Below are 20,141 nucleotides of genomic sequence, written 5' to 3' on the forward strand. Positions count from 1 at the left end.
ACAGCTACTGGTCAGTTGCTAAGTTCGAAGCCATGGTGGAAAGCAAGTTCGCCAGCGTCTTTCTATCAGTTTTCGTTTCTGATAGTTCACTTGTAACCTGCTGCAGACGCTCGAGTAGCTCTTGATGACGTTTACTAAATACATTCTCTAAGGAATCTAGTTCTTTGACCACATGTGCTTCTAGGGCATCGTTATCATTCTTGGCAGAGGTTTCGGCTATTTCAAGTTCTGATTGCAGTTTATCAGTGGTGGCTTGAAGCTGATTTTGAACATTACTGTTCGAGCTATTCGCCCCTTCAAGTCGATGTGACAAATCTTGAACTTGGTTATCGATGAGCTTTCTAATGTCGTTGAACTGAACTTCTAGCTGATTATTCAACGTAGCAAAGTTGTCATTTATGCGAGATTCTAAGCTGGCCAAATCTGCCTTGAATGCTCGATTAGTTTGACCAAAAAGTATCTCTCTTAACTGAGTAAGCTCGTTACCCGCTTGCGAATCGTCGGGTTCGGCTTCCACATTTTTAGATGGTTTATTTGCCATGCAAAAAATCTCCCTTGGGCATAAACATAACTGCGTTCACATCAAACCTCTGAACTGGGCTTAGTAAATAAGCCCATTAAATAGAAAAATAGGATGCTTTTTATTCTTTTCTCTACCATAGCGTGTAAAGGTGCGATTTAAAATAACACATTAGTTTTAAATGTGTTTTTTACTTTGGCGATAAAGCTTGCTGCTGATATGACCGAACAGCTTTAACCTTTACCATTACAGTAGTAAAATAACGGGATTCAGCGAAATGTTTATAGACTAAGTATTAGTCTCTAAAACAAGCAAACGCTACTTATCTATATAATATTGAGGTGACTTCTTGTCTTTCGCTCCACTAAATCGTAAGTTCTCCATTGCCCCAATGCTCGATTGGACCGATCGCCATTGCCGTTATTTTCTTCGGCTGCTCTCTAAGCATTCTTTGCTGTATACCGAAATGGTAACTACTGGCGCGATTATTTATGGTAAAGGTGATTATCTCGGCTTTAACGAGCAGGAACACCCTGTAGCCCTGCAACTTGGCGGTAGTAACCCAGAGCACATGGCTAAATGTGCCGCACTTGCGCAAGAGCGTGGGTACGATGAAGTGAATATTAACGTGGGTTGCCCTTCTGATAGAGTGAAAAACGGTAGCTTCGGCGCATGTTTAATGGCGCAACCTGAGGTGGTTGCAGATAATGTTAAAGCTATGCAGGCTGAAGTTGATATACCTGTTACAGTAAAATGCCGCATCGGTATTGACGACATGGATGAGTATAAAGATTTCGCTCGTTTTATTGATATCGTCGCTACCGCTGGGTGCGATACTTTTATTGTGCATGCAAGAAAAGCTTGGCTACAAGGATTAAGTCCGAAAGAGAATAGAGATATTCCTCCACTTAATTACCCTAGAGTACATATGCTAAAAGAATCTCATCCCGAGCTCTCAATTAGTATAAATGGGGGGATCAAATCGCTTGCTGATGCTCAAGAGCAGTTAAAATATGTAGATGGAGTAATGATCGGAAGGGAGGTTTATGCTAATCCTTATATTCTGTCTACCGTTGATGCCGAGATTTTTGGGGATAATTCAGTTCAACCCATTAGCCGCCGCGATGTCGTATTAAAGATGCAGCAATATATAGAGAAGTGTATCGCGCGCCAAGACGACCCTTATTTCAAGCCTTGGCACGTTGCTAGACATATGCTTGGCTTATATCAAGGTCAAGCGGGTGGCCGTATATGGCGTCGTTACCTAAGCCAAAATGGTACCGGAAAGTCTCCGGATCCTCATCTATTAATGAATGCGCTTGAAGCTGTCGAGTCAGCACAGCAAGAAATCAATGACTACAACGCGCAAAAAGCGGCAAATAATATTTCTTAAATGGACAATAAGGCGGCAAGTGGTCAAATACACTAAACCACTTAATGAATTTGACTAAACCTTGGCGCTGTACGAAATTTGCTCGAAATTTCGTGCGCGTCATGCTTTCTTCTATTTTCATTAAATTCAATAGGTTAAACGTAATTTTCCTAGATGGCACGAGTTTAGCTATCTATTAATCAAAGCAATAGCGAAGGGCTGTTGCAGTGATTACCATCAAGGGAAATTATGAAAACTTCACTTTTAGCAGCATCAATCGTTTCTATCACTTTATTCAGCGCTGGCGCAAATGCGCAAGAATCAATCCTTCAGTCAATATTGACGAATATGGTTGATCACGCCGTGAGTATCACAACCAACGAAGTAAAAGCAAATGTGTACCAAACGGTGGCAAATACGGCATATCACTTTGAGTTAGAAGGTGAATCTACAATGGGTAAAGTACAAGTTACCGATATTGCAGTAACATCATCTGCGGATACTGAAGAAGTATCTCCACGTGCTGAGTAAGCCATCGACGGTTCTACCCTATTTATGAAAAACGACCTAACAAGGTCGTTTTTTTTGCCTTAATTTTTAAACGTAACGCTGATTTTGCCACTGGTTAAATTGACGAATAGTGAGTGGTTAAATTTGCTAAAAAGTTGGTTTATAGGAAAGCGGCGGAGCACCAGTTATTTTCATTTTTGAGTTTTAATTAATAAAAACAGCACCTTACTGATTTGGCACGTCAATTGTAATGTAATTAATTAATAAGCAAAGAGATGTAAGCGACAAGATTGGCGTCAGCATAGTTAATCGCCAACCGTAGCATGGCCACTGCCTAGTCTACGTTATTAATCACACTGAAACGGAGCAATAACAATGGGTATGTTTTCAAGAATAAATGACATTGTGCAATCAAACTTAAACGCCATGCTAGATAAGGCTGAAGATCCTGAAAAAATCATTCGTCTAATTATCCAAGAAATGGAAGAGACCTTGGTTGAAGTACGCACTGATGCAGCACGTTACTTAGCCGACCAGAAAACCTTAGCTCGCCATATGGCTTCAGCAGAAAAAGATATCAACGGTTGGCAGGATAAAGCGCAGCTTGCCATGAATAACGACAAAGAAGAATTGGCTAAAGCCGCGTTGGTAGAAAAGCAGAAATATGTTGCCAAGCTAAGTCAGCTAGAGCAACAGCAGGTACAACTGGCTGAAATTATCGAAAAGATTCAGGTTGATACAGGCCGTTTAAATAGCAAGCTAAATGAAGCGAAGCAAAAGCAAAAGTCGCTTGTTAGCCGCAAACAAACGTTAGAAACGCGCCTTAAAGTAAAAAGCGTGGATAACAGCAACAAAATCGATGATGCCATGATGCGTTTTGAGCATTACGAGCAGCGCATTGACACACTAGAAGCGCAGGTTGATGCCTACGATCTAACGAAGGATAGCGGCAGTGTTAGCTCTTTAGCCGCAGAGTTCGACGCCCTAGAAGCCGATGAAACGATAGAGAATGAACTGGCTGCGCTTAAGAAAAAAAAGGTAGCGTAAATATTAAGTGGAGTGCGGCGTAGGCTAGTACCTGCGCACTCTCACCGTACAGCCCTAAGTAAATCTGAAATGAATTGAGGAAATGAAAATGAAAATGCCATCACAAAAACGTATTTATAGAGATTTAGACAGCGCGGTTATTTCAGGTGTTTGCGCAGGCGTTGCACGGCACTTAGAGGTAGATCCAATTTGGGTTCGCGTTGGCGCAGCAACGGCGCTTATCTTTATGCCAGCTATCGCCGTAGTCTCTTATTTCGCGGCAGTCATGCTATTGCCAAGGGCAGTGTAATGAAAAACTTTCTTATCGCTATTGTGTTAGCTGTGATCTTGGTTAATTGTTTAGGCAGTGTTATTGACGACTGGTTTGGTATGCATATCGTAATGTCAGATGAATTACTTAGTCCTTGGGAAAACCTTGCTGCACTATCTGTGATAGGGGTTCTGTTAGCGGTAGTCGGTTTTGTCGTGGCAGTCAGTGTTCTTGGCACGCTATTGTTGGCTGCTGGTGCGGTGTTCTTGGCATTACTTGCTGCAGGCATTGGCGCGTTTTGGCCAATCGTTGTTTTAGCTATACTTATCTATGCATTTAAGGACAAATCCAAGCGTGATCAACACCTAAATCATCCTGTATGATGATTATAAGTTTATTTAAGTTGTGTTATTAGGCCGTTAAATGGTGATATAACTGCAACCGTCATAAAGGTTTAGTAATTCTCGCGTATTTATAATTAGTTATACATTGCCGGTTAAATCCGGCTTTGTGTCATTTGAAAGGAAGGTTGGCATTGATATGAGAAAATCAATTAGCACAAAACGAGTAGCCATTGTCATTGCAGTGTTGTTTCTGATTTTTTGGTTAATAGGTCTGTACTGGAGCATGGCACCAGACGCCTACGACGTTAAAAAGCGGGTGGCGCAACAAGCACAAAATATTAATCCAGAAGACGTGGCCGGCTATACGCTTACTGCAACTATGATTGATGTCTCTGAAACCTTGCTAGATAAACCGGGTGGTTACCTGTCGAATGATGTAATGCCCCCAGGTGTTTTCTTAGATAATATGCCGTCTTTCGAATTTGGCGCGCTGGAAATGATTCGAGACCTTGCGCTTTCTATGCGTAAAGACTTTAGCCGTTCGCAATCTCAATCGTTAGAAAACCCTTACCTGACTAAAGCGCATCCTAAATTTAATATGGATCATAAGAGCTGGATGTTTCCGTCGTCTGAGTCTAGTTACCGAGACGGCATAGAGCTTCTAAAACTTTATCGCGATCAGCTTGCGAATCCGCAAAATTCTGACAGTCAATTTTATACTCGTGCTGATAATTTACGTGAGTGGCTTAAGCAAGTTGAAAAGCGTTTAGGCAGCTATTCTCAGCGGTTAAGTGCCAGTGTTGGTTCTGCAAGAATTAATACAGATTTAGCGGGCGATTCGAAAGCGAAGCAATCTACCTCGGTAGCGCAGCAGCGTACGGTTAAAACTAGTTGGTTCAAGCTAGACAATAATTTCCATGAAGCGCGCGGCGCGACGTGGGCGCTACTACACTTTCTTAAAGCGGTAGAAGTTGAATTCTACGATGTATTAGAAGATAAAAACGCATTGGTTAGCTTACAGCAGATAATTCGTGAGCTTGAAGCAACTCAGCAGTCTGTGTTCAGTCCTGTTATTCTAAATGGCAGTGGCTTTGGTATGCTGGCTAACCATTCTTTAGTGATGGCGAACTATATTTCTCGCGCTAACGCTGCTTTAATTGAACTTTCAGAACTTCTCAGTCAAGGATAACAAATGAAAAAGTGTCTATTGGCAACCCTAGTGGGTTGTGCTCTTTTCTCCGCATCTTCGCATGCAGACACAATTGCAGGAGTGTACGCAGGTGCACAAGTTTGGCAGACGGATACAACAGGTGGTTTCGCCGATAGTTCGTCTACTGCTGATTTCAATTTTGATGATGAAACAAATACTGCGTTATACGTTGCATTTGAGCACCCGTTGCCATTTGTGCCTAACGTGAAGATAGGGCATACCACCCTTGATAACTCGGGCACGACTACACTAAATACTAACTTTACCTTCGACGGCGATTTGTACACTGCCGATAGTCAAGTGGATACCATTGTTGAGTTAGACGCTACAGATATTATTTTGTATTACGAGCTATTCGATAACGACTTAATTAGTTTCGATGTGGGCTTGAATGCCAAGTATATCGATGGCGCGTTTTCAGTTTATGATACGGCCAGCGATACGCAAGGCTCGGGTGATTTCTCAGGTGTTGTGCCAATGGTGTACTCGAAAGTGCAAGTAGGCTTGCCGTTTACGGGGTTAGCGGCTTACGCTGAAGGTAGCTACTTGTCGTTTGACGAGCACGAACTAAGCGACTACCAAGTAGCAGTGACTTACTCATTTATAGAAAGTCTCGCGGTTGATATGACCCTTCAGGTGGGCTATCGCAAAGTGACGGTGGATATTGAAGATCTTGACGATATCTATGCAGACATGGAATTTGATGGCGCGTTTGCAGGATTAGAAGTTCACTTCTAATTGTTGCCAACATCTACCTGATAAACAAAAAAACCGACATGTGTCGGTTTTTTTGCTTTTTTATATTAGTACTATTGCACTAGTGGCCAAATTTAACTCTTATTCCTGCATTGGCAATGAAGCCATCGTTGCGAGACCATATATCAGTAGTCCACTGCCCACTAGCCGCTCGGCTAGGTAACAGTAGAGGATGTTCGTCGTGCTCTGCATGCTCGTCATGTTTTTGTTCCTCAATGTCATCTTTGTGCCGCTCTTGATTCAATGGCACATCTGAGTGCTTAAATGTGTTGTCATGACTAGATGAAATTGCGCTAAGAAAGAACAGAATGATTAACGAGGTGGTTGATCTAAAAAACGGAAGTTGGAACATAATGTAGCAATTAGAAAATTTGGTAGATTACAACATATTTCCACATGCTAGTCTTTGTGAATTTAAGCATAAAGCCCTTTATTTATTAATTGCTTAGGTGTTTTTTCTTTTCCTTCATAAAGTTATCTTATACCTTAAAACTTACTTAAAACACTTTAGGTTTGTGCTTAATTTCAGGCGCTGATATCTAAAAATTCTTTAGGGAAGCTACCTAAAATCAACTTTACTGGTAGTGTTATCATCAAAAACAGCGTGTTTATACTCCAAAACACATCCTTAATCACTTTCAGTAATAAAAAAGTCTCATTTATTCTTTTCTCTTCTTGTAGAAAGCCGTTAGCCTTATGCCCATCGAATTAAGGCTAAAGAATTATGTCACAACAATCGAACAATCCATCGGCTACTGGTGCCGTACTAAACGAACAACAGTTCAATGCAATTACCCAAGCGATATCTGGGTTAAACCGCGACCAACTGACTTGGATCAGTGGCTATGCTGCGGGTATGGCCGCTGCACAAGGCGGCGTCGTTGCGCCAACCACTGCCGGTGCAGTAGCACCAGCGCAGACTGATGCTCCCACGCTTACCATTTTATTCGGTTCACAAACCGGTAACGCGAAAGGTGTGGCTCAACAGTGTCAGGCAAAAGCGGAAGAAGCGGGCTTTAACTCTAAGTTAGTTAGCATGGCAGATTACAAGCCTCGTTCGCTTAAGGCTGAAACCCATGTTGCGCTTTTTGTTAGCACCCATGGTGAAGGCGATGCGCCAGATGATGCCATCGAGTTGCATGAATTCGTTAGCGGTAAAAAAGCACCTAAGTTAAGCAACACTAAGTACGCGGTGTTAGGGTTAGGTGATAGTAGCTACGAATTTTTCTGTCAAACGGGCAAAGACTTCGATGAACGCTTAGACAAACTTGGTGGTACCGAGCTAGTGGCCCGTGCCGATTGCGATGTTGATTATGAAGCGCAAGCTGAGGCGTGGCTGAATGACTTAATCGCTTCTCTTAAAGATGACTTTACAGCGTCAGCGCCTGTTGCCCAAGCAGTGCAAACTGGCTCAGCCGTGCAAGGCGCACCTGAACAAGCGTATACCAAAAAAGCGCCGTTTACGGCAACCTTGCTTGATGCTCAAAAAATTACAGGTCGTGATTCAGTAAAAGACATTCGCCATATTGAAATTAGCCTTGAAGATTCTGGTATTACCTACAAAGCGGGTGATGCATTAGGCGTGTGGTTTAAAAACGCGCCAAGTCTTGTTGATGCCTTCATAGATACACTTTCTCTTGATGGCGATGCAGAAGTGAAGGTTGCTGATGCAACGCTGACGTTGCGAGAAGCATTAACCAGCAAGCTTGAGCTTACGCTTAGCTATCCTAACTTCATTAAAGCCTATCAAGCGGCTACCGGCTCTGAAAGCTTAGCCGCGATGATGGAAGATAAAGCAAAACTGCGCACTTACATGGCCGAGCGTCAGTTGATTGATATCGTGCGCGACCATCCGGGCAGCTTAACCGCGCAACAACTGGTAGAAGCGTTTCGACCGCTAACACCGCGCTTATACTCTATTGCGTCTAGCCAAACCGAAGTTGAAGACGAAGTTCACCTAACGGTAGCGCACGTAGACTATGAAGCCTTTGGTCATCGTCATCAAGGCGGGGCATCTGGTTTCTTATGTGAATATTTAGAAGAAAACGGTGAAGTAGACGTGTTTGTTGAAAACAACGATCACTTCCGTTTACCTGAAGATGGAAATATACCAGTTATCATGGTTGGCCCAGGTACGGGTATTGCCCCTTTCAGGGCCTTTATGCAAGAGCGTGATGCTCAAGAGGCTGAAGGTAAGAACTGGTTGTTCTTCGGTAATCCGCATTTCACACAAGACTTCTTGTATCAAGTGGAATGGCAAGGCTACGTGAAAGACGGCCTACTAGATAAGATTACTTTGGCTTTCTCTCGCGACCAAGAAGAGAAAGTTTATGTGCAGCATCGCTTGCTTGAGCATGGTAAAGAAGTGTACGAATGGCTTCAGCAAGGTGCACATTTTTATGTGTGTGGCGATGCAACCTACATGGCCAAAGATGTAGAAAATGCACTGATTAGTATTGTGCAACAGTACGGCGAAAAATCAGAAGCCGATGCTAAAGCGTACTTAGTTGAATTACGCAAAGCGAAACGTTACCAGAAGGATGTCTATTAATGAGCAATGAAAAATCACCATTTATCGTTGAGGGCAAACTGGCTGACAACGAGCGCTTAAAGCGTGAAAGTAATAACTTACGCGGCACTATCGAAACCGATTTAAAAGACGATTTAACCGGTGGGTTCACGGCAGATAACTTCCAACTTATCCGCTTCCACGGTATGTATCAGCAAGACGATCGTGATATTCGCGCCGAGCGTGCTAAGCAAAAACTAGAGCCATTGCACAACGTAATGTTGCGTGCCCGTTTACCGGGTGGCGTGATTACCCCTGACCAATGGTTAGCTATCGACAAATTTGCCGCCGATCACACTATGTACGGCAGTATTCGTCTTACTACGCGTCAAACGTTTCAGTTTCACGGTGTACTAAAGCCGAAAATCAAGTCGATGCACCAAATGCTTAATAAAGCAGGAATCGACTCTATTGCCACCGCTGGTGACGTAAACCGAAACGTACTTTGTACCTCTAATCCGGTTGAGTCTGCCTTGCACGTTGAAGCATATGCATGGGCTAAGAAGATAAGCGAGCACTTACTTCCGAAAACCCGTGCTTATGCTGAAATTTGGTTAGACGGTGAAAGAGTGGAAACCACTGAAAAGCCAGTAGAGCCAATTTTAGGTGACAACTACTTACCTCGTAAGTTTAAAACTACCGTGGTTATCCCACCGCAAAACGATGTAGATGTTCACGCGAACGATCTTAACTTTGTGGCTATTGCTGAAAACGGCAAACTGATTGGTTTTAACGTACTGGTAGGCGGCGGCCTTGCCATGACGCATGGCGATAAGAGCACTTTCCCACGTAAAGCCAGTGACTTTGGTTTTATTGGTTTGGATGACACGTTAGCCGTTGCTGCCGCAGTAGTAACGACCCAGCGCGATTGGGGTAACCGTGTTAACCGTAAAAACGCTAAAACCAAATACACCCTAGAACGTGTGGGCGTAGATAACTTTAAAGCCGAAGTAGAGAAGCGTGCAGGCGTAACCTTTGGTGAAACACGTCCTTATGAATTCACGACTCGTGGCGATAGCTTCGGTTGGGTTGAAGGTATTGACGGTAAATATCACTTAACGCTATTTATCGAAAACGGCCGAATCTTAGATTATCCAGGCAAAACCTTAAAAACAGGGTGTGCTGAAATTGCGAAAATTCATACCGGCGACTTCCGCTTAACCGCGAATCAAAACTTGATTGTTGCAGGTGTACCGGCAGAAGATAAAGAAAAAATTGAAGCCTTGGCTCGAGAGCATGGCCTTATTGCGCCAGAAACTTCAAACCAACGTCTTGATTCTATGGCCTGTGTTGCATTGCCTACTTGTCCATTAGCAATGGCAGAAGCAGAACGCTATTTGCCTGATGCGGTAACGGAACTTGAAGGCTTGCTAGCGAAGCATGGTTTAGCTGACGACAGTATTATTTTCCGCGTAACGGGCTGCCCGAATGGGTGTGGTCGTGCCATGTTGGCCGAAGTTGGTTTAGTGGGTAAAGGCCCAGGTAAATATAATTTCCATTTAGGTGGCGATCGCGAAGGAACCCGTATTCCTAAGATGTATCGCGAAAACATCAGTGAAGAAGAAATTATGGCCGAACTTGATTCATTAATTGGCAAGTGGGCGAAAGAGCGTAACGGTAACGAATCGTTCGGTGATTATGTTATTCGCGCTGAAATTGTCGCACCCGTTGTCGATTCAGCTAGAGACTTTTATGAGTAATTCGACGCTACTTAATAGCAGTCCGCTAACACTTGATATCAGCAAGGAAGCCCTTGCCGATATCAATGTTGAACTGGAAGCAATGAGTGCTCAAGCCCGCGTTGAGTGGGCGCTTGAAAACTTACCTGACAGCCACATTGTGTCATCAAGCTTTGGTGCTCAATCTGCGGTTATGCTTCACATGCTTACTCAAGCTAAGCCAGATATCCCTGTGGTACTAACGGATACTGGATATTTGTTTCCTGAAACCTACAAGTTTATAGATGAGCTGAAAAACGCGTTGAATTTGAACTTGCACGTGTACAACGCAGATATTTCATCTGCGTGGCAGGAAGCGAGATTTGGACGGTTATGGGAACAAGGTGTTGAAGGCATAGAGCAGTACAACCGAATGAATAAGGTTGAACCTATGCAGCGTGCCTTAAAAGAGCTTAATGCTGGAACATGGTTTGCGGGTTTACGCCGCAGTCAATCTGATACCCGCGGCAAGTTACCTGTGCTTCAAAAGGTAGGCAGTCAGTTTAAGCTTTATCCTATTATTGATTGGAGCAACAAAGACCTGCACTACTACCTCAAAGAACATGGTTTGTCGTACCATCCTTTGTGGGACGAAGGTTATGTGTCTATTGGCGATTGGCATACCACGCAGTCATTGCAAGAAGGCATGAGTGAGCAAGATACTCGTTTCTTCGGGCTCAAGCGAGAGTGTGGTTTGCACGAGTTTGGTGACGGTATTTAAGCTGTCACCCGCTCGCCTAGCATACAGAAATCGCTAGATGAAAAAGCAGGCCTGAAATAAGGCCGCGCTAATACAACGGGTTAATGAATATTGAAGACTTCGCTTAATACGTCCTTAAGAGCTGATAGGTAAGCTGGGTTTTGTTTTCTCGGTACGAGCTTATAAAGCTCGCCGCCTACCGCGGTAAACTTAAAATACACTAAGGCCACACCTGGCTGCTTACTTTCTAACGTGAATTGCTCGGCACCACAGCGCCATCTCGTTTGTTGGCCTTCTGCATATTCACCGCTTTCTATCTCGCTAGCATAAAGTAGCTTCATATCTTGAAGGGCCAGTAAATCGGGGTAGGATAGGCCGACAGAGGCTAAGTTGAGCTGTTCCGGCACCGCACGCTTGAAAAATGACAGTATGCCTTTTTTTCTATGAAAGCCGACTAATATACGAGGGATAGTATCGTGTTGCCGTCTACTGGCTATACTAACGGCTTTCGCAAAGACTTTAGCGTCTCTGTGAGTAAGCAGTTTTAGCATTTGCAAACTGCGAAGAGAAAAGCTGCCTGGTTTACTTACCTCTACGGCAAAAATTTTGCCCCAAAGCTCCTGCATTCCTGGGCTGTGAATTTCTTCTGCCATGTTGCTGAAGGCAAAAAACCAATCTGGATCAAGTCCATCGTTTTCTGATTCGGTTATGTTGACATTTAGTGCTATATTTAAAACAGCTTGGAGATTTGCAGCTTTTTGTAATTCAATTATCTGCTTTCTTCGTTCTAACGTGTTGCGTTGGCTTTTAGGATCTTTCGCCATTGAAGGAGAAATGCCGACACGAGAGAACCAAGAGAGTATCTTTTGCCGTACAAAATGCGTCGGTGTATCTTGTTGCACATTTTGAGTCGCACTTTGGTTTGGATTGTCGTTACGGCTAGCCGGCGATGGTTCAGTAGGGCGCTTGGTCTTAGGAAGTGAACTAGTATAAGGATCTGGGGTTATCTTCATTTTAATATGTAGATTGCCATTCAAAGCATGAACAATAGATTACCACTATTGCATTGCAGTATCGATTTAGCAATTCTGATAAACAGCATACAGGCAAAAAAGTATGTATGAATCAGTGACGAGGGTTTAAGCAGTTATGTCGGCAACGGATTACGATAACGATGAACTTATCTTCTTAGATGATGATGGAAGTTCTGATATCGATACTACTTTTTATAAAGAATGGAATATTCTTATCGTCGATGACGATGAGGAAATTCACACCGTTACGCGACTCGCACTCTCCGACCTTATTGTTAATGATAGAAAACTTAATTTCCTTCATGCTTATTCGGCTAAAGAAGCCAAAACACTGCTGCATGATTACGGTAAAACGATAGCTATCATTTTATTGGATGTTGTCATGGAAACTGATGACGCCGGTTTCGATGTAGTGCGTTATATCCGGGAATCCATGGGGCTAACCGAACCACGTATTGTTTTAAGAACAGGGCAACCTGGTTATGCACCTGAAGAAGAGGTGATTAAGCTTTACGACATCAACGATTACAAAACAAAGACAGAGCTTACCCGCGCTAAACTGATGACCACTGTTATCTCTTCTCTGCGCTCTTATCAGCAAATAATGACAATCAATCAAAACCGCGTTGGTTTAGAAAAAATCATCACATCGTCGGCCAATTTATTTGAAGAGCATTCGGTAAAAGGGTTTTGCGAAGGGGTTGTTACTCAAATTAGCTCGTTGATTGGATTAGATGCTGAGGGTCTTGTTTGTGCTAGAGCTGGTTCGGTTCTCGATAAAGACGATAACGGTGTTTATGTTTTAGGGGCAGCTGGCGAATATGCCTCTTTTATTAATGAATCTATCGATAGTATCAATAACAGCGAAATTGCCGAGCAAGTAGGTCGCTGTCTTCGCCTTAAACGTCATATTTTCGAATCTGATTCATCTGTGCTGTATATAAACCGTTCCGGGTTTGAAGCGGCAGTTTACGTGAATATGGTAAGTGAAATTACTAACCTAGATAAAAATTTGTTAGAAGTGTTTTTATCCAGTATTTCGGTAGGCTATGAAAACGTAAACTTGTTTCATCAACTCAGAAATGCTGCCTTTAGGGATTGGCTAACGCGACTTCCGAACCGTAATGAATTTATCAATATGCTCGATAAACCGCATATCTTTGCATGCGAAAATTGTTCAGTCGCGCTTATTGATGTAAACCACTTTTCAGATATTAACGATGGTTTAGGGCAAGAAGCTGGTAATGAACTATTGCGTGCTATAAGTGATAGGTTTAAAGCGTGCTTCGATGACTCAGTAAAAATTGGGCGTATTGGTGCGGATGTATTTGGCCTTATTGGCCCTTCAGATGCGGTTAACCCAGACAATATTAATTCACTGTTTCAATCTTCGTTTAAGGTGAGCGACCATACTTTGCCAGTCAACGTGACGATGGGGCTATGCCAGCTTGATGACAAACGAAATATTGGCTTAGAAATTTTAAAGCGCATTAATATTGCCTTAAATCGCGCGAAAAAGAACATAAGCGACAACTTCGAGTATTTTGCTAAAGATATTGAAGACAAAACTACGTGGCGCCTAGAAATGATCCGTCGTTTGCGTAGCGACTTCATGGCACGAAAGCTAGAGCTATGGTTCCAACCGCAAGTAGATTTGGTCAGTGAAAAAGTCGTTGGCATGGAAGGTTTGCTACGTTGGCCTGATGGGAACAACGGCTATATTTCCCCCGCTGTATTTGTACCTCTAGCTGAGTATTCAGGTCTTATAGTTGATATTGGTGAGTGGGTTATTGAAGAAGCCTGTCATCGATTGAAAGATTTAAAAGAAGCAAACTTCGGTGACTTGAGGGTAGCAGTAAATATATCAATGCCTCAGTTTAGAGATAGATCGTTTGTTAATAAAGTGCTTGGCACTATTAGTACATCTAAATGCGATCCAAGTTTACTCGAGTTAGAAATAACAGAAAGTGTGGTGATGGATGAACCGCAAATTGTGATAGATGCCCTTAGAACGTTAAAAGAGCATGGTGTTGCCATAGCAATAGACGACTTCGGTACGGGGTTTTCGTCTATGAGTTACTTGCAGCAACTTCCGTTAGACAGGCTTAAAGTAGATCGCTCGTTTATTCGTGATATTGAGCCCGGTAAAAGCGCCGTGCTTGCTGAAACTATTGTGACCTTAGGAAACAAACTAGGGCTACTCACTATTGCTGAAGGGATTGAAACTAAAGAGCAAGCTGAGTATATGATTGAATTGGGATGTAACGAAGCGCAAGGCTTCTTCTACGCTAAACCCATGCCATTTACTGAATTGATGGATTACCTTGTGTCCCAAAAAGACGCGAACTAACGTTTCACACAAGTAAGGGTGTTAAGCGCGCTACCACGTGGGGTAAATATTCAGTTTCAAACCAAGGGTGCTGTGCAAGCCAGCGATTGTTTCTACCAGACGGGTGGGGCAGCACAGCAAACTTCTCATCACAATTGTTCTTTATAGCGTCTGTTAATGTTCGGTACTTAGGTAAGTAGTATTGCTGAGCATATCTACCGACAAGTAGAACTAATTCTGGTTGAATGGCGTGTAACATCTTTTCGTGCCAAGTGGGCGCGCATTCTTTTCTAGGCGGCGCATCGGCCCCGTTTTTATAGCCTGGAAAGCAAAACCCCATAGGCATAATGGCTAATTTGTTTTCATCATAAAACGTTGTAGTATCGATGTGTAGCCACTGTCTTAGTCTTTCACCACTTTTATCGCTGAAGGCTTTTGTGTTTTGATGTGCGATCAGGCCGGGCGCTTGACCAATTAGCACAACCTTTGCCTTTGAGCCAATTGAAAAAATTGGGTTCACGCCATAGGGAAGGTGTTCAACACACAATGAACACTGTTTCGCTTCTTTTACTAAATCCTCAAAAATAATTGTCGAATTTCTCATAATATTTCACTTTGTAATATTGCTGTCATATTTGCGTGATCCGATTTGACATTAAAACGTATATACATTATTATTGGATCATCGCAGTAATGAACTGCTGAACAGGAGAAAAACCATGCGTAAAGTAGTACTAGGATTAACCTTAATGTCCGTCTTTGGTATTGCGCATGCGGGCTCTGGCGAAAACCAGCTTTTCGATTGTATGGACGCAAAATCGTTCGAATTGAATAATGAATGTATAGCTGAGAACATCAACAACAACATTCATTTCCGTGATGCACAAACTGATTTGGTTAATGTTGCCAGCGAAAGTCTTGGAGACTACGCCACTGCAACAATGACATTTGACCAAGAAAAGATGCAGATCGATATCGTAGCACATAGAGATGCGCTTTCAGCGCTAAATACTCTGGCTGCCAACCGAGATTAATCGCACTAAAAAAAACCGGCACTACGTGCCGGTTTTTTTGTGCCCAAAATTCCTTAAAATATCCTATTTAGTCCATTTATTGCTGCTACGCGATAAGCTTCGGCCATGGTGGGGTAATTAAAGGTTGTATTAACAAAGTAGTCGATGGTATTTCCTTCGCCTTTTTGCTGCATAATCGCCTGCCCAATGTGCACAATCTCAGATGCACGCTCTCCAAAACAATGAATGCCTAAAACTTTCTTCGTTTCTCTGTGAAACAGAATTTTTAAGCTACCCACCTGTGTTGATGCAATCTGCGCACGAGCCAAATGCTTAAATTGGGCTCTACCTACTTCGTAAGGCACTTTTGCGGCGGTAAGCTCTTGTTCTGTTTTACCCACCGAACTAATTTCTGGAATGGTATAAATGCCAGTGGGAATATCTGCTACCAATGCGGTATGTGTGGTTGCTCCGAGCATTGCCTCTGCGGCAAATCGTCCTTGATTATACGCAGCCGATGCTAAGCTTGGGTAACCAATAACATCACCTACAGCGAAGATATTATCTACTTGAGTTTGGTATTTCTCATTCACGCTAAGCTGGCCGCGATTATCCGCTTTTATGCCAACAGCATCTAAGCCCAACATGTCAGTGTTACCGGTGCGACCATTGGCAAACAATAAGCAATCAGCTTTCATTCGTTTACCAGACTCTAAGTTCAACACTACGCTGTCTTCTTTACCTTCCACCGACTTATAGGTTTCGTTATGCCTAATAAGTACGCCGTTGTTCCAAAGGTGGTAACTTAGCGCATCTGAAATTTCGGTATCAAGGAAAGACAGAAGTCTGTCTCGCATATTCACGAGGTCGACTTTTACGCCCATGCCGCGAAAGATACTGGCATATTCCGATCCAATAACCCCAGCGCCGTAAATAATGATGGATTTAGGGTCGTGATCAAGAGATAAAATCGTGTCTGAGTTATAAATGCGAGGGTGATTAAAATCGATGTCGGGTGGCGTGTAAGGGCGAGAGCCAGTAGCGATAGCAATCTGTGCTGCGGTTAAAATATCTTTCGAACCATCATCACGGACAATTTGTAAGGTGTTGGCATCAATAAAACTAGCTTCTCCATGATACAGAGTGACTCTATTTCTATCGTAAAACGAAGAACGCAAACGGGTCTGGCTATTCACTACACCGCTAGCATGACGCATTATTTCTGCAAATGTGAGGCTTCTGCTTACATGGTTATCAGCAAAAAGTGGCGAACTATTATATTCAATTAAGCGGCTTACTGAATGCCTTAACGCTTTAGATGGAATGGTGCCCCAATGCGTACACCCACCTCCCACGGCTTCGTACCTTTCTACTACGGCGACTTTTTTGCCAGCTTTAGCCAACTGCATGGCTACACCTTCGCCTCCAGGTCCTGTACCTATAACAATGGCATCGTATTGGTAAGAAGGGGTTGCTGGTTTATCTTTTTGCTTTGTCGCCATAACTACATCCTATTTTTTAAGTGGCCGCGCTTGTCGTAAAATAACGATTACTAATATTCTACGTTACTGGGTTTGTAACACTAACTCTAGTGCTAATCGCCAAATAAACAAAACCCACATGAGCAAAGCGCATGTGGGTTTTTAAAATAGTCTAGAGCGTGTGGACTTTTACTGTATATCAAATGCCAGCAGTCCCTAAGCTGGAGCCAAACAATTTATGCGGCTTGAAGCGATAGACTCTGTAACTGAAGCCACTTTTCTTTTTGTACGGCTAACGCATGCTTAAGCTCTTTATACTTATAGGTAAGCTCTAAGCCTTCTATGGTACGTTTGAGTGATTTTTGTTTTACTTTCATCAAACGCTTTTTCGCCGCGTAGTAATCAGACATACGTTGCATAAGTAGCTCATACTCTTGCTCAATGGTGTGCATGAGCTCTTCTGCATTCGGTAATACAGAGACTTGTTCGCTAGCACGTTGCAGTTGCATTGCCGCTCTCGCTTTTTCAATACGCTCTTCGGGCACACGACGCAGGTTATGGGTAAGTCCCACGTAAGAAAGCCCGCGGATTAACCATTTTGTTGGATCAAACTGATACCAACGAATACCGTTACGGTAGTCGTATTCAAAAATATGGTGATAGTTGTGATAACCCTCGCCGAAAGTGAAGAATGCTAGTACACCGTTATCTCTAGCCGTATTTGCATCAGTATACGGCTGGTTTCCCCAGAAATGTGCTAAGGAATTAATAAAGAAGGTTACATGATGCACAAGTACCAAGCGCAATACGCCAGCCACCAAAATCATGCCTAAGATGTCACCATTCAACCAACCCAAAAAGCCGGTAACGCCGAAGTTCGCGGCAAGAACGATAGGTAAGTAGTAATTGTGTTGCCACATAACCACTTTATCTTTCTGCAAGTCTTTACAGTTTCTGTAGTCGTCATATCGCTTTTCTTGATACTCGCGAAGCATCCAACCAATGTGTGCAAACCACAAACCGCGCTTTGCTGAATAAGGGTCTTTGTCGTTGTCGTCAACGTGACGGTGGTGAATTCTGTGATCTGAACTCCAGTGCAAAATACTATTTTGCAGTGCCATTGCGCCGCCGATAGCAAGTATTACGCGCACGACAATATTCGCATCATAGGTTTTATGTGACCACAGACGATGGTAACCGGCAGTAATTGACATACCAGTGAAATAAAATAAGAAGATCGCAGTGCCTATTTCCGCCCAATCAATTCCATGATTGATAACCCATACAGGTACGCCAATAAAGGCGATGGCGCCGGTAATTATGAACACTAAGACATTCGTCAGGATAAGAGGTGGTTTTTTCATTTTCTACAACTCAGCTTACAACTGTGCGCTAATTTATCGTTTTATTGCTCATCAGGCAAGCAGAATGGACAGAAGTTCTGCTTACGTGTGTAAACTTTAATTATAGTAAGCTTCTAAAAATTGCCTACTACACTTTATGCTAAGGGAGTCTTATCGCTGTCTATAAAGGAAATTATTGAATTACTAACATCGGTAGGCGCTTCAAGTTGGGGATAGTGACCAATATCTTGCAGTCTTACAGTATTTTGCTTCGTGAGGATTGCGTCATAACAATTGCTTCATATTGTTGAACTCTACCTGGTGCAAGTTAGTTTAATTGTCCACTTCATTCATCTTGTGAACTACCTACTGCTTGGCGATTGTCATGCATTGCTCAATCAATAGGGGCAACTTTATGCAGGTTAAGGTTTTGTCGAATGGCATCTTCCATAACGAATAGCCTATCTTGTCCCCATACTTGAATATCTTTATATCTGAAGACGGGTACACCCCAGCTGCCTGTTTGGTAAATATCCGCTTGGTTTGCAGTGACCTCTTCTTTCCAGTCAGTATTGGCTAAGTGTCGCTTTGCCTCCTGCCAAGATAGCCCTGCATCCTCTACTATTTTTTTCAATCCGCTGTCTGTATCTGCTCTAACACCGTTTGCATTTACCGACGTCGCAAAAGAGAGTAAATAATCTAGGTATTTATTGTTTGCCCTAGCATAGGCTAGCATCGCTCTACACCTTCACCTAACGGATCAGCCAGAAACACATAATTAATCCCCAATTTCTGTGCCTCGCGTTTTGTGTCTAGAAAAATATAAATGGCTTTTTTAGGGGGAACATATAACCCACGCATCATCATCGGCAATACAGGTTTTACTTCAATGGGGATGCCATAGTGTGTGGTTAGTTTTACGGCCTGCAGCAACGCAATATAAGAATAGGGGCTACGGGCAGACCAAAACAGGGTTAAGGGCTCACTGTATTTTTCCTTCTCTTGAGTAAAGTTGAGAGGCTGTAATAGCGAAGCATAGGTTTTATTAAATCCAATTTGAGGGTTGGGTTGTATGCCATAGCCTTCATCAATAAGTCGACGTTCAAGGTGATCAAGCCTATCTACACCCCAATACCATTCACCATCGTAAAAAATCGTGGCGGGCAGATAGTGACCATTCGAGGAAAGCTGATGTAGGTGTGCTTCAAAGCGTTTTTCTAATGCCGCCTCATCAATACTAGACGAGGCATCAATATGGTCACCTTTCCAATAGGCAAGTAGCAATTCAGCAATGCCTGTCCATGAAGCGCCTTCATCTATTTTTTGCTGAACGGCACAGGACGCAGTAAAAACAGAGCGAGCTTGGTGGGTAATCTCAGTAGTAGAGCACGGAAAATGAAGATGGTAGACGTTGGCTAAATGCATCGCATCATTAATTGAATGCTTATTCCACATAGTTAATTCAGGAAACATCACGGGATCTGAATTGATAATGACGCGAGCTGTTATCGTTACGCGATACTTTTTTTCGAGTGTCGGTAATGCTTGAACAAGTAGGAATGAGTAGGGGTCATCTACTTTTATGAAAATTTCTAATTTAGGTACACCACGCTTAAAAAAGCGTGCACAAGTATAATAGCGGCGTTTAATACTTAGTAGCGTGTTACTCGAAATGAACCGTAGCACGTAGGGCTGAATACTTTTTTTCATTATTGGGTCAGCTATTTTTGTTCATGTAGGCCGATAGTCCTATAACCCGATAGCCCTATAACCCCATAGCCCATCATTTCCACAGGAAATAATGAGATAAATTAATTCAGGCTAGGCACTCTGATAAAGTCCCAGTAATGCCTTACAGGAGAATAGCGGCTACATAGTTAACAACTTGTTAAGAATAAAATGTACAGTAACAACAGTTACTATAAAACGCTATAGAGATAATATT

20 protein-coding genes are annotated in these 20,141 nt (G+C 42.8%); 12 read left to right on the top strand and 8 right to left on the bottom strand.

Features of this window, described 5'->3' with window-relative positions; all coding sequences use genetic code 11:
- Nucleotides 1–4: 4 nt before the first annotated feature.
- Nucleotides 5–541: a hypothetical protein gene (locus tag AMBT_RS00715; RefSeq protein WP_013782641.1), complete on the bottom strand. Its 537-nt coding sequence runs from the start codon at nt 539–541 to the stop codon at nt 5–7.
- A 370-nt stretch (nt 542–911) separates the two neighbouring features.
- Between AMBT_RS00715 and dusA the strand changes: the two genes are divergently transcribed.
- The 7 genes from dusA to AMBT_RS00750 all read left to right on the top strand — a co-directional run bounded on the left by dusA (nt 912) and on the right by AMBT_RS00750 (nt 5,991).
- Nucleotides 912–1,913, top strand: a complete 1,002-nt coding sequence (gene dusA, locus AMBT_RS00720) for a tRNA dihydrouridine(20/20a) synthase DusA (protein ID WP_232363214.1) — start codon at nt 912–914, stop codon at nt 1,911–1,913.
- Nucleotides 1,914–2,141: 228 nt separating this feature from the next.
- Nucleotides 2,142–2,423, top strand: a complete 282-nt coding sequence (locus AMBT_RS00725; protein WP_013782643.1) for a hypothetical protein — start codon at nt 2,142–2,144, stop codon at nt 2,421–2,423.
- A 354-nt stretch (nt 2,424–2,777) separates the two neighbouring features.
- Nucleotides 2,778–3,449, top strand: coding sequence for a phage shock protein PspA (gene pspA / locus AMBT_RS00730; protein ID WP_013782644.1), 672 nt, complete (start codon nt 2,778–2,780; stop codon nt 3,447–3,449).
- 88 nt (nt 3,450–3,537) lie between these two features.
- A complete protein-coding gene (locus AMBT_RS00735; RefSeq protein ID WP_013782645.1) occupies nt 3,538–3,738 on the top strand; it encodes a PspC domain-containing protein in 201 nt (66 codons plus the stop codon).
- Entirely contained in the window at nt 3,738–4,082 is a 345-nt protein-coding gene (locus AMBT_RS00740; protein WP_013782646.1) for a hypothetical protein, read from the top strand. The genes AMBT_RS00735 and AMBT_RS00740 overlap by 1 nt, the downstream gene beginning before the upstream one ends.
- Before the next feature lie 157 nt (nt 4,083–4,239).
- On the top strand, nt 4,240–5,232 hold the full coding sequence (locus AMBT_RS00745) for a DUF2333 family protein (protein WP_013782647.1): 993 nt from the start codon (nt 4,240–4,242) through the stop codon (nt 5,230–5,232).
- Nucleotides 5,233–5,235: 3 nt separating this feature from the next.
- Nucleotides 5,236–5,991, top strand: coding sequence for a TIGR04219 family outer membrane beta-barrel protein (locus AMBT_RS00750; protein WP_013782648.1), 756 nt, complete (start codon nt 5,236–5,238; stop codon nt 5,989–5,991).
- A 79-nt stretch (nt 5,992–6,070) separates the two neighbouring features.
- Here the strand turns inward: AMBT_RS00750 and AMBT_RS22320 are convergent, their stop codons facing one another.
- A complete protein-coding gene (locus AMBT_RS22320; RefSeq protein ID WP_013782649.1) occupies nt 6,071–6,361 on the bottom strand; it encodes a hypothetical protein in 291 nt (96 codons plus the stop codon).
- A gap of 372 nt (nt 6,362–6,733) precedes the next feature.
- Between AMBT_RS22320 and AMBT_RS00760 the strand changes: the two genes are divergently transcribed.
- The 3 genes from AMBT_RS00760 to AMBT_RS00770 are packed head-to-tail and all read left to right on the top strand — an operon-like array spanning nt 6,734 to nt 11,017.
- Nucleotides 6,734–8,560 (top strand): assimilatory sulfite reductase (NADPH) flavoprotein subunit, encoded by a 1,827-nt coding sequence (locus tag AMBT_RS00760; protein ID WP_013782650.1) that lies wholly within the window; start codon nt 6,734–6,736, stop codon nt 8,558–8,560.
- Nucleotides 8,560–10,278 (top strand): assimilatory sulfite reductase (NADPH) hemoprotein subunit, encoded by a 1,719-nt coding sequence (gene cysI, locus AMBT_RS00765; protein WP_013782651.1) that lies wholly within the window; start codon nt 8,560–8,562, stop codon nt 10,276–10,278. Before AMBT_RS00760 ends, cysI begins: the two co-directional genes overlap by 1 nt.
- Nucleotides 10,271–11,017, top strand: a complete 747-nt coding sequence (locus tag AMBT_RS00770) for a phosphoadenylyl-sulfate reductase (protein ID WP_013782652.1) — start codon at nt 10,271–10,273, stop codon at nt 11,015–11,017. Before cysI ends, AMBT_RS00770 begins: the two co-directional genes overlap by 8 nt.
- 80 nt (nt 11,018–11,097) lie before the next feature.
- On the opposite strand, the gene AMBT_RS00775 is transcribed toward AMBT_RS00770, so the two are convergent.
- Nucleotides 11,098–12,009, bottom strand: coding sequence for a TIGR03899 family protein (locus tag AMBT_RS00775; protein ID WP_013782653.1), 912 nt, complete (start codon nt 12,007–12,009; stop codon nt 11,098–11,100).
- A 136-nt stretch (nt 12,010–12,145) separates the two neighbouring features.
- Here AMBT_RS00775 and AMBT_RS00780 point away from each other — a divergent pair, with 136 nt between their 5' ends.
- Nucleotides 12,146–14,380, top strand: coding sequence for a bifunctional diguanylate cyclase/phosphodiesterase (locus tag AMBT_RS00780; RefSeq protein WP_013782654.1), 2,235 nt, complete (start codon nt 12,146–12,148; stop codon nt 14,378–14,380).
- 4 nt (nt 14,381–14,384) lie between these two features.
- Here AMBT_RS00780 and AMBT_RS00785 read toward each other — a convergent pair whose 3' ends face one another.
- Nucleotides 14,385–14,963 (bottom strand): uracil-DNA glycosylase family protein, encoded by a 579-nt coding sequence (locus AMBT_RS00785; RefSeq protein ID WP_013782655.1) that lies wholly within the window; start codon nt 14,961–14,963, stop codon nt 14,385–14,387.
- A gap of 115 nt (nt 14,964–15,078) precedes the next feature.
- On the opposite strand from AMBT_RS00785, the gene AMBT_RS00790 reads away from it, so the two are divergent.
- Nucleotides 15,079–15,393 carry a pyridine nucleotide transhydrogenase gene (locus AMBT_RS00790; RefSeq protein ID WP_013782656.1) on the top strand — a complete coding sequence of 105 codons (315 nt, stop codon included), beginning with the start codon at nt 15,079–15,081 and terminating at the stop codon, nt 15,391–15,393.
- 53 nt (nt 15,394–15,446) lie between these two features.
- Here the strand turns inward: AMBT_RS00790 and sthA are convergent, their stop codons facing one another.
- The 4 genes from sthA to AMBT_RS00810 form a co-directional block, all read right to left on the bottom strand.
- Nucleotides 15,447–16,874, bottom strand: coding sequence for a Si-specific NAD(P)(+) transhydrogenase (sthA, locus tag AMBT_RS00795; protein ID WP_013782657.1), 1,428 nt, complete (start codon nt 16,872–16,874; stop codon nt 15,447–15,449).
- A gap of 215 nt (nt 16,875–17,089) precedes the next feature.
- Nucleotides 17,090–18,217, bottom strand: a complete 1,128-nt coding sequence (locus AMBT_RS00800) for an acyl-CoA desaturase (protein ID WP_041452452.1) — start codon at nt 18,215–18,217, stop codon at nt 17,090–17,092.
- A gap of 373 nt (nt 18,218–18,590) precedes the next feature.
- The gene (locus AMBT_RS00805) at nt 18,591–18,932 is read right to left on the bottom strand and encodes a DsbA family protein (protein ID WP_041452453.1); all 342 of its coding nucleotides are present in this window, start codon (nt 18,930–18,932) and stop codon (nt 18,591–18,593) included.
- Nucleotides 18,926–19,906 (bottom strand): thioredoxin domain-containing protein, encoded by a 981-nt coding sequence (locus tag AMBT_RS00810; RefSeq protein ID WP_041452454.1) that lies wholly within the window; start codon nt 19,904–19,906, stop codon nt 18,926–18,928. Before AMBT_RS00810 ends, AMBT_RS00805 begins: the two co-directional genes overlap by 7 nt.
- Nucleotides 19,907–20,141: the final 235 nt, after the last annotated feature.

It is taken from the genome of Alteromonas naphthalenivorans (assembly GCF_000213655.1).
Lineage (GTDB): Bacteria > Pseudomonadota > Gammaproteobacteria > Enterobacterales > Alteromonadaceae > Alteromonas > Alteromonas naphthalenivorans.

Coding starts and splice junctions, on each gene's coding strand:
- sthA (WP_013782657.1), bottom strand. CDS start 16,874: ATGGCGACAAAGCAAAAAGATAAACCAGCAACCCCTTCTTACCAATAC.
- cysI (WP_013782651.1), top strand. CDS start 8,560: ATGAGCAATGAAAAATCACCATTTATCGTTGAGGGCAAACTGGCTGAC.
- AMBT_RS00750 (WP_013782648.1), top strand. CDS start 5,236: ATGAAAAAGTGTCTATTGGCAACCCTAGTGGGTTGTGCTCTTTTCTCC.
- AMBT_RS00760 (WP_013782650.1), top strand. CDS start 6,734: ATGTCACAACAATCGAACAATCCATCGGCTACTGGTGCCGTACTAAAC.
- AMBT_RS00780 (WP_013782654.1), top strand. CDS start 12,146: ATGTCGGCAACGGATTACGATAACGATGAACTTATCTTCTTAGATGAT.
- AMBT_RS00770 (WP_013782652.1), top strand. CDS start 10,271: ATGAGTAATTCGACGCTACTTAATAGCAGTCCGCTAACACTTGATATC.
- AMBT_RS00810 (WP_041452454.1), bottom strand. CDS start 19,906: ATGAAAAAAAGTATTCAGCCCTACGTGCTACGGTTCATTTCGAGTAAC.
- dusA (WP_232363214.1), top strand. CDS start 912: ATGCTCGATTGGACCGATCGCCATTGCCGTTATTTTCTTCGGCTGCTC.
- AMBT_RS00805 (WP_041452453.1), bottom strand. CDS start 18,932: ATGCTAGCCTATGCTAGGGCAAACAATAAATACCTAGATTATTTACTC.
- AMBT_RS00785 (WP_013782655.1), bottom strand. CDS start 14,963: ATGAGAAATTCGACAATTATTTTTGAGGATTTAGTAAAAGAAGCGAAA.
- AMBT_RS00740 (WP_013782646.1), top strand. CDS start 3,738: ATGAAAAACTTTCTTATCGCTATTGTGTTAGCTGTGATCTTGGTTAAT.
- AMBT_RS00735 (WP_013782645.1), top strand. CDS start 3,538: ATGAAAATGCCATCACAAAAACGTATTTATAGAGATTTAGACAGCGCG.
- AMBT_RS00800 (WP_041452452.1), bottom strand. CDS start 18,217: ATGAAAAAACCACCTCTTATCCTGACGAATGTCTTAGTGTTCATAATT.
- pspA (WP_013782644.1), top strand. CDS start 2,778: ATGGGTATGTTTTCAAGAATAAATGACATTGTGCAATCAAACTTAAAC.
- AMBT_RS00745 (WP_013782647.1), top strand. CDS start 4,240: ATGAGAAAATCAATTAGCACAAAACGAGTAGCCATTGTCATTGCAGTG.
- AMBT_RS22320 (WP_013782649.1), bottom strand. CDS start 6,361: ATGTTCCAACTTCCGTTTTTTAGATCAACCACCTCGTTAATCATTCTG.
- AMBT_RS00790 (WP_013782656.1), top strand. CDS start 15,079: ATGCGTAAAGTAGTACTAGGATTAACCTTAATGTCCGTCTTTGGTATT.
- AMBT_RS00715 (WP_013782641.1), bottom strand. CDS start 541: ATGGCAAATAAACCATCTAAAAATGTGGAAGCCGAACCCGACGATTCG.
- AMBT_RS00775 (WP_013782653.1), bottom strand. CDS start 12,009: ATGAAGATAACCCCAGATCCTTATACTAGTTCACTTCCTAAGACCAAG.
- AMBT_RS00725 (WP_013782643.1), top strand. CDS start 2,142: ATGAAAACTTCACTTTTAGCAGCATCAATCGTTTCTATCACTTTATTC.